Origin of the sequence: Pseudoxanthomonas kaohsiungensis (assembly GCF_010211765.1) — a bacterium.
Classification (GTDB): domain Bacteria; phylum Pseudomonadota; class Gammaproteobacteria; order Xanthomonadales; family Xanthomonadaceae; genus Pseudoxanthomonas; species Pseudoxanthomonas kaohsiungensis.
Genome location: NZ_PDWO01000082.1, coordinates 1 through 498, shown reverse-complemented (window position 1 = coordinate 498; position 498 = coordinate 1). Strand labels below are relative to the sequence as shown.

Below are 498 nucleotides of genomic sequence, written 5' to 3'. Positions count from 1 at the left end.
TTTATGGTCTTTTTTTTTTCATGCAGAAGACGTCATTCGAGATAGGAGTCCTTCTCATGTGCTCGGGGATCTGTATAAGAGACAGAGTGTGCAGGCTGTTCGTCACTCATTCAGATTTTGCCTTTTGGCCTTGGGTCTTTTTTTTCGCCGGCGGTCGCACCGACCCCACCCAGATCCGCGTGCGCGACTTGTCCCGCACCGAGCACGACGCGATGTTCAGCCTGATCCGCAAGAAGCTCCGTGCCGACTTCAATTTCCCGCGCAACCCGGATCGCTACTTCGGCGTTTCAGCCGTCTATTCGCTGCAGAACGTGCAATACCCGCAACCGGACGGCACCGTCTGCGGCACGCGCCCGCCGGGTGGCGATTCGCTGAACCTCGCCTGCGGCGGCGGTCTGGGTGCGGCCACCCACGTCACTGGCGCGTTCGCGTTCGCAGCGGTGGGCAAGGTGATCGAGAAGCTTCTCGACGAGTCGTAGGGCGGGCACTGCCCGCCAT

At 60.2% G+C, this 498-nt stretch carries 1 pseudogene; it reads left to right on the top strand.

The features are described from left to right. Positions 1–479: pseudogene (locus tag CSC66_RS17395) on the top strand (hypothetical protein); the annotation flags it as partial. Positions 480–498 lie beyond the last annotated feature (19 nt).